The organism is Vibrio genomosp. F10 str. 9ZD137 (assembly GCF_049974785.1).
Taxonomy (GTDB): domain Bacteria; phylum Pseudomonadota; class Gammaproteobacteria; order Enterobacterales; family Vibrionaceae; genus Vibrio.
Genome location: NZ_JBNGCJ010000408.1, coordinates 1 through 3,454, shown reverse-complemented (window position 1 = coordinate 3,454; position 3,454 = coordinate 1). Strand labels below are relative to the sequence as shown.

Here is a 3,454-nt window from a genome sequence, read left to right as displayed (position 1 = left end):
GCCGTGATCTACAGCCACAGTCATATTGATCACTTTGGTGGTGTGCGTGGTATTGTTGATGAAGAAGATGTCAAAGCAGGTAAAGTGCAAATCATAGCTTCACACGGTTTTACCGAGCATGCGGTTTCTGAAAACGTTATTGCGGGTAATGCAATGGGTCGACGTGCAATTTACATGTACGGAGCGCTGCTTCCACGAAACGCACAAGGTGGCGTTAACGGAGGTTTAGGGCAAACTACATCCACGGGCCTCGCGACGCTGATCAGCCCTACACTGGTTATCGAAAAAACCGGTGAAGAGCATGTCATTGATGGCGTCAAAATGGTGTTCCAGTATACACCTGGCTCAGAAGCCCCTACTGAAATAAACACATGGATCCCCGAGAAAAAAGCGCTCTGGATGGCGGAGAACAGCACGAATACCATGCACAATATTTTGACGCTGCGTGGGGCTCAAGTTCGTGATGCATTAAAATGGGCATCATATTTAAATGAAACCATTGAAATGTGGGGCGATGACGTCGACGTTAAATTTCAAAGCCACCACTGGCCAATGTGGGGTCAAGAAGAGATCGTTGACTACTTTAAGCTACAGCGTGATATGTATAAATACACACATGACCAAACCGTACGCTTAATGAACCAAGGCTACATTGGGTCTGAAATTTCAGAAATTATTCAGTTCCCTGACGAAATAGAAAACAACTGGAGCACCCGCGGATACTACGGAACGCTTCGTCACAATAGCCGGGCGGTCTATCAACGTTACATGGGTTGGTACAGTGGTAACCCTTCCGACTTAAACAACCTTCCACCTACCAACGCTGCCGTGAAATACATCGAATATATGGGTGGTGAACGAGCAGTCATTGAGAAAGCCAAACAAGACTTCGACAAAGGTAACTATCGTTGGGTAGCCGAAGTACTTAAGCATGTGGTATTTGCTAACCCCCAAAGTAAAAAAGGCAAAGCGTTACTTGCCGATACCTACGAACAGCTTGGTTACCAATCGGAGTCTGGCCCTTGGCGCTCAGTGTACCTACAAGGAGCCTATGAGCTGAGAAATGGCACCCCTTCTGCTGGAGGAACCAATACCGCTTCGCCGGATATTATTAAAAATATGCCACCGGAAATGCTGTTCGATTACCTAGCGGTAAGGCTACTACCAGAGAAAGCCGCTGGAAAAGAATACGCGATCAATCTCGACTTTACTGACCTTGATGAACAGTACACCTTATACATTGAAAACTCGGTGCTTAACCACACAAGAATGCTCAATGACGACCCAGATGTATCGTTAGTATTAACCAAAGCAACACTTGATGATGTTCAACTTGGTATTACTACGCTTGAAAAAGCCATTTCAAATGGTGATATCCGATTAAAAGGTGATACAAAAGTATTTAAAGACTTCGTTGGTATGCTAGATACGTTCAATTTCTGGTTCAATATCTCAACGCCATAGGAAGGTGATATGAAGCCAATACGCTCATGGGTTTTATTGAGTATGGTGATGTCATTAGGAACAAGTTTGCCCGTGCAAGCTTGTTCCTATGATGGACAGTTTAATAACCCATTTACAGAAAGCTTTCCAGGATCACTTGATATTGCGATTGCGACACAAAACGCCTTAGAGGAAAACCATGTAAAACAGGTAGACGCTTTAGATGGGAAGCAAGGGCTAAGGCGAGTGAGTTGGTGGTTAAAATTGATGGCTAAGCAACACTCAAGCGCGCTCGAATCGGTGTCGTATATTTACCTTGTCGACAGCCATCTTTGGTCTAAAGTGACGCAAGGCAACCAGCTCGATATTCATTCCTCTCCAACCTCACAAGCAAAATTATCAGTGATGCTATTAAGTGAAGCGGCGTTGAATGCGCTCATTGAAGATGACCTCGACCTTCAAGGTGCCATTGATTTAGGTATTGTTCAGTTCTCTAGCTGACCTATTTCTCTAGTAGCCGGTATTTCTCTAGCAGCAGATATTATTTAACTGGCATTTAAACCGTGAACAGACATCCAAGCAAAACCCAGTAATACACATTACTGGGTTTCTTGTCTCTGGTTGAATGACGATGAGTAACCGTATTTCACTCGTCTAACTGATCGCTAGGCAGAACACGAAGCAGAGCATTAAACGGCACGTTAAACAAAGCTTTAAACAAAGCTTTAAACAAAGCATGAAGTCTCGAATCTGCCGCTGCAATTAACGGTTTAGTCGACGTCTCAATAAAGTCAGTAAACACTGCCAACGATAAAAAATAACCCTTCTCCTCACCAAACCGATCCTCCCGATGTTTTTTTGAGCTATAACAATACTATCTTCAAAAAAGTCAGGCATAACGAAGTGAGTCTATTCATCTTTATACCGCCTTAAGGAGAAATCGTTGTGAAAATGTCATTTAAGCGACTCAAGATACTCATCAAGCAATTGATGGAAACCGAAGTGTCCTCACCCGAAACGCAGGCCGCACGCATCTATGCTTCTGGGTTATCTGTCGAGTTAAACTGGGCAAACGATGTTTCTGAGCTTGATAAGAATACCTTTGAATACCTCTATCAAAGCATGCCGCTTAACATGATTGAAAGCGTGCAGTACCAACTGCTTCAAGAGCAACAGTTTCATCTAGCCGAAAAATGGCAAAAACTGATTTCTCATCTGACTCTTCGCCACCAGCAACGGCTTTATTAACAACAGACGAATGAACAATGATTCTTGCGAGCTATGATGGTAGTCTGCAATAACACATCCGCAGTTTACAATGTAAATAAGTAACCTCTTCTCTCGGTTTCCATGTTGGCAAGGATTAAAAATGAATCTAGATAAAGCGAAAAAACGAATCGCGAAACAGGTAAAAAAAGGCTTTAAAGGCTACCCACAAATCACCATAACATACTTCGGAACCAGTAAAGATTGCGCGACTGAGGTGGCTGTCCAGTTTTTACAAGAGGAAACTGGCGAAGTACAGGAAGAGCGTTTCAACAGTGATACAGACGCTCGGGAAAGCGAAGTTATCCAAACGGTTCTACTGAAAATCATCGAGAGAGCCAATGCTCATTCGGTTATCGAAGTTGAAGAGGTCTCCCTTCTATAATGCACTTTCTTGATCGACTCAGAATCTACTTTTATCATCGAAATCGAATAAAAAACTGGGCCGGAGACAATTCAAAAATACAGGGCTGGACGAGTATTGAATCGCAGCACAACCGATTTAAAATCATTCAACAAGCCTGCGAATTTCATAACAAATACGTTGTTGACCTGGGGTGTGGTTATGGGGAACTGTTTGATTACCTCACTCAATACCATACCTTGAGCCGTTACACTGGCGTTGATCAGCAGCCACAGTTTCTAGCCCAAGCAAAAAAGCGATTGGCTAAGCAACGGGACGTATGTGAATTTGTTCATGGCGATATCAGCAAATTCACCGCCAACAATGCCGATATTGTCATAG

At 43.4% G+C, this 3,454-nt stretch carries 5 protein-coding genes; all 5 read left to right on the top strand.

What is annotated here, in order from left to right; all coding sequences use genetic code 11:
* A partial coding sequence (locus tag ACP45E_RS09435) for an alkyl/aryl-sulfatase (protein ID WP_069584922.1) occupies positions 1-1,464 on the top strand: 1,464 nt, incomplete at its 5' end.
* A 9-nt stretch (positions 1,465-1,473) separates the two neighbouring features.
* Positions 1,474-1,944 (top strand): hypothetical protein, encoded by a 471-nt coding sequence (locus tag ACP45E_RS09430; RefSeq protein WP_017034818.1) that lies wholly within the window; start codon positions 1,474-1,476, stop codon positions 1,942-1,944.
* 450 nt (positions 1,945-2,394) lie between these two features.
* Positions 2,395-2,691, top strand: a complete 297-nt coding sequence (locus ACP45E_RS09425; RefSeq protein ID WP_017034819.1) for a hypothetical protein — start codon at positions 2,395-2,397, stop codon at positions 2,689-2,691.
* A 121-nt stretch (positions 2,692-2,812) separates the two neighbouring features.
* Positions 2,813-3,094 carry a hypothetical protein gene (locus tag ACP45E_RS09420; RefSeq protein WP_017034820.1) on the top strand — a complete coding sequence of 94 codons (282 nt, stop codon included), beginning with the start codon at positions 2,813-2,815 and terminating at the stop codon, positions 3,092-3,094.
* Positions 3,094-3,454: class I SAM-dependent methyltransferase (locus ACP45E_RS09415; RefSeq protein ID WP_069584920.1), on the top strand; the 361-nt coding region annotated here is incomplete at its 3' end. The genes ACP45E_RS09420 and ACP45E_RS09415, both read left to right, overlap by 1 nt.

Coding starts and splice junctions, on each gene's coding strand:
- ACP45E_RS09430 (WP_017034818.1), top strand. CDS start 1,474: ATGAAGCCAATACGCTCATGGGTTTTATTGAGTATGGTGATGTCATTA.
- ACP45E_RS09425 (WP_017034819.1), top strand. CDS start 2,395: ATGTCATTTAAGCGACTCAAGATACTCATCAAGCAATTGATGGAAACC.
- ACP45E_RS09420 (WP_017034820.1), top strand. CDS start 2,813: ATGAATCTAGATAAAGCGAAAAAACGAATCGCGAAACAGGTAAAAAAA.